This is a genomic window from Nocardioides dubius (assembly GCF_039528155.1).
Classification (GTDB): Bacteria; Actinomycetota; Actinomycetes; order Propionibacteriales; family Nocardioidaceae; genus Nocardioides; species Nocardioides dubius.
Genome location: NZ_BAAALG010000011.1, coordinates 257,959 through 261,264 on the forward strand (window position 1 = coordinate 257,959; position 3,306 = coordinate 261,264).

At 72.3% G+C, this 3,306-nt stretch carries 5 protein-coding genes; 1 reads left to right on the plus strand and 4 read right to left on the minus strand.

Going from position 1 to position 3,306, the window contains the following annotated elements; translation table 11 throughout:
• Window positions 1–144 precede the first annotated feature (144 nt).
• Both ABD151_RS14290 and sigE read right to left on the minus strand, forming a co-directional pair.
• Window positions 145–702 carry a hypothetical protein gene (locus tag ABD151_RS14290; RefSeq protein WP_343995437.1) on the minus strand — a complete coding sequence of 186 codons (558 nt, stop codon included), beginning with the start codon at window positions 700–702 and terminating at the stop codon, window positions 145–147.
• Window positions 699–1,325 (minus strand): RNA polymerase sigma factor SigE, encoded by a 627-nt coding sequence (gene sigE / locus ABD151_RS14295; RefSeq protein WP_343995438.1) that lies wholly within the window; start codon window positions 1,323–1,325, stop codon window positions 699–701. The genes ABD151_RS14290 and sigE overlap by 4 nt, the downstream gene beginning before the upstream one ends.
• Before the next feature lie 159 nt (window positions 1,326–1,484).
• Here sigE and ABD151_RS14300 point away from each other — a divergent pair, with 159 nt between their 5' ends.
• Entirely contained in the window at window positions 1,485–2,138 is a 654-nt protein-coding gene (locus tag ABD151_RS14300) for an O-methyltransferase (RefSeq protein WP_425571935.1), read from the plus strand.
• Window positions 2,139–2,175: 37 nt separating this feature from the next.
• Here the strand turns inward: ABD151_RS14300 and ABD151_RS14305 are convergent, their stop codons facing one another.
• Window positions 2,176–2,514, minus strand: coding sequence for a hypothetical protein (locus ABD151_RS14305; protein ID WP_343995440.1), 339 nt, complete (start codon window positions 2,512–2,514; stop codon window positions 2,176–2,178).
• The coding region (locus tag ABD151_RS14310; RefSeq protein ID WP_343995441.1) for a leucyl aminopeptidase family protein at window positions 2,511–3,306 on the minus strand (796 nt) is incomplete at its 5' end. The genes ABD151_RS14310 and ABD151_RS14305, both read right to left, overlap by 4 nt.

Sequence of the window (3,306 nt, forward strand, 5' to 3'; positions counted from 1 at the left end):
CGCCCAACCCCACGGGCTCGACCGGAGCCGGCTCCGGGTCGGCCGCGGGCTGCGGCGTGATCGGGGCGGTCAACTCGGCGTCGGACTCACCCGAGTCGCGGTCTGGATCCGGCGTGTGCTGATCGTTCACAGAGGGATTCTCAACTATCGGCGAGGCAGCGACGGATCAGCCGACGGCTGCGCGCTGCGAGGGGAAGCGGGTGTGGACACACTACGGCCCGCTACCGGCACCGCACCGCCGAACGCCGTCGCGCCCTCACTCGGCACCACCGTCGGCCCGTAGACCGGATTGGTCTCCGGGGACCGGAAGATGCTGCTCGCCGGGCCGCGCCGATCCAGCGGGCGGTCGACCGGCGCGACCGGACCGGCCAGGGCGATCACTCCGAGCACGGCTGCGCCCACCGATCCCGCGCCGACCACGGCAGCGGCCATCGAGGGACGACGTGGTGCGGCCGCGACCGCGGCGAAGGCCGGGGCCGCGGACGACGACGGCTCGACCAGCATGCTGGCCAGGTAGGACGGCGCCTGGCGCTGGCTGCCGGACAGCCCGGCGACCCGGGACTTGATCCAGCCCTCGTACTCCACCTGCTCGCGGCATGCGCAGCACCCGTGCACGTGCGCCCAGAGCTTGTCGGCGACGGGGCCGTCGTACTGCCCGTCGATCAGACCGCTGACCCGGTCGCCGAGGTGGCCGCCGATCACCGGACGACTCCTTCGGCACGGGAGGCGGGACCGGGCACCGGCCCGGAGTAGCGCTCGCGGCCCTGCGTCGGCGCCCGGTGCGCCAGCGCCTCGCGCAGCATCGAGCGGCCGCGGTGGATCCGGGAGCGGACCGTGCCGAGCTTGGCTCCCAGGATCTCCGCGATCTCCTCGTAGCTCAGGCCCTCGATGTCGCAGAGCACCACCGCGGCGCGGAAGTCCGGCGGCAGCTGGCCGAGCGCACGCTCGATGTCGTCGTCGAAGGTCTGGTCGGCGTAGGCGTCGTGCGGATCGACCTGCGGGCTGCGCAGCCGCGCGGCCCGCTCGTCGGAGAGCGCGTCGAAGCGGATCCGCTGACGGCGCCGCGCGCCGTCGAGGAAGAGGTTGGTGGTGATCCGGTGCAGCCAGCCGGCGAAGGTGCCGGGGCTGTAGCTGTCGAGGGAGCGGAAGACCCGGACGAAGACGTCCTGGGTGAGGTCCTCGGCGTCGGCGGCGTTGCCCGTCAGCCGGTACGCCAAGCGGTAGACGCGCTCGGAGTGCTCCGCCACGATCTGGTCCCAGGTCGGAACCTCGGTTGGGCTGGAAGCTGTGGTCACCGTGCGCTCCTCGTGCTGGCGTCGTCGCATCTGACCTCCTCACCGTAGGGATCTGGGCTGAGAGGAACCTGAACGAATCCCGCAGACTCGCTCAGAAGACCTCGAACTGCCCAACGAGCCGCGGGCGCGAAGTGTTCCCGCGTTGGTAAGGTCACTCCCGTTGCACCGAGCCGAGCCCAGGAGGCCGTCATCACCACGCCGATCAACCAGGAGAGTTGGGCCTACGCCGAGAGCTTCGTGGCCGAGGACGACGTGCTGGCCTCCGCCCGTGCCCGCGCCGAGGAGGTCGGCGTCGTGCCGATCGGCTCCGGCGTCGGCGCCGCGCTGCGCTTCCTCGCCTCGGTGCTGGACGCCCGCGCCGTGGTCGAGATCGGCACCGGCACCGGCGTCTCCGGGCTGTGGCTGCTGCGCGGCATGCGCAGCGACGGCGTGCTGACCACGGTCGACGTGGAGGCCGAGCACCAGCGGCTGGCCAAGGAGGGCTTCGCCGAGGACGGCATCCCCGCCCAGCGGGCCCGCACCATCGCCGGCCCGGCCCTCGACGTGCTGCCGCGGCTGACCGACGGCCACTACGACCTGGTCTTCTGCGACGGCGACAAGCGCGAGTACGCCGACTACCTGTCCGAGGCGCTGCGCCTGCTGCGCCCGGGCGGCGTCGTCTGCTTCGACAACGCCCTGTGGCACGACCGGGTCGCCGACCCGGCCCAGCGCGACGAGGAGACGGTCGCGATCCGGGAGCTCGGCCGCGCCGTCGCCGAGAACGAGGCGCTCGTGCCGGTGCTGCTGCCGGTCGGCGACGGCCTGCTGGCCGCGAAGAAGGTCTGGCACCCCGAGCAGGGCTGAGGCCTCCGGCGCCGGGGGCTCCCGACGCCGGAGCGGATCAGGCCTGCGGGGTGGAGGCGAAGCCGGCCGCGCCCTCGGCTACGGCGACGATGTCGCAGGCCTCGATCAGGATCGGGGCCGCACCGGTGAGCTGCGAGATCGGCGCCGAGTCGGCACCTGCGGTGAAGGTCTCCTGGAACGAGGCACGGGCCTCGTCGGACTCGAAGACGTAGCTGCCCTCGAACCACTCGCCGGCACGCATCCGCCAGGTCTTGAAGGCCAGCCCGGGCATGCCCTCGAAGCGGGCGTGCGAGCCCTCGGCGACATAGCCCGGCAGCGACGCCGACAGCTCGGCCGGCGCATCAGCCAGCGACCAACGGACGGTCAGGCCCTTCATCGGATTCCTTCCAGGGGGTTGTCGGTCTCCAGCCAGGCGAGCAGCGCACGTGCGCCGAAGCCGGTGGGACCCTTGGTCCAGACGTCGTAGTCCTCGAGGGCGTCGCCCACCGAGGCGATGTCGAGGTGTGCCCAGGGCACGGTGCCGGTGAAGTGCTGCAGGAACAGGGCCGCGGTGATCGCGCCCGGTCCGCCGGCGGCGTTGTCGGCGTCGGCGACCTTGGAGGAGAGCTTCTCCTCGTACTCACCGGCCAACGGCATCCGCCACAGCGCCTCGCCGGAGCGGTCGGCGGCTGCCTGGAGGGAGGCCGCGAGCGCCTCGTTGTCGGCGAAGAAGCCTCCGGTGCGCAGCCCGAGGGCCACCTTCATCGCGCCGGTCAGGGTGGCGATGTCGACCACGGCATCGGGCTTGACCTCCGCGACGGCGTAGGCCAGCGCGTCGGCCAGCACCAGGCGCCCCTCGGCGTCGGTGTTGGTGACCTCGGTGGTGCGCCCGCCGAAGTGGGTGATCACGTCACCGGGGCGGTAGGCGGTGCCATCGATGGCGTTCTCGGCGGCGGCGATCAGGCCGGTCACCCGGACCGGGCAGCCGACCTCGGCCAGGGCGAGCATGGTGGCGAGCACGACGGCGCCGCCGGTCATGTCCCGCTTCATGTTCACCATCGAGTCGCCAGGCTTGATCGACAGACCGCCGGTGTCGAAGGTGATCCCCTTGCCGACCAGGGCGATGTGCCCCTTGACCTTCTTCACGCCCTTGCCCGGGCGGTAGTCGAGGCGGATCAAACGTGGCGGG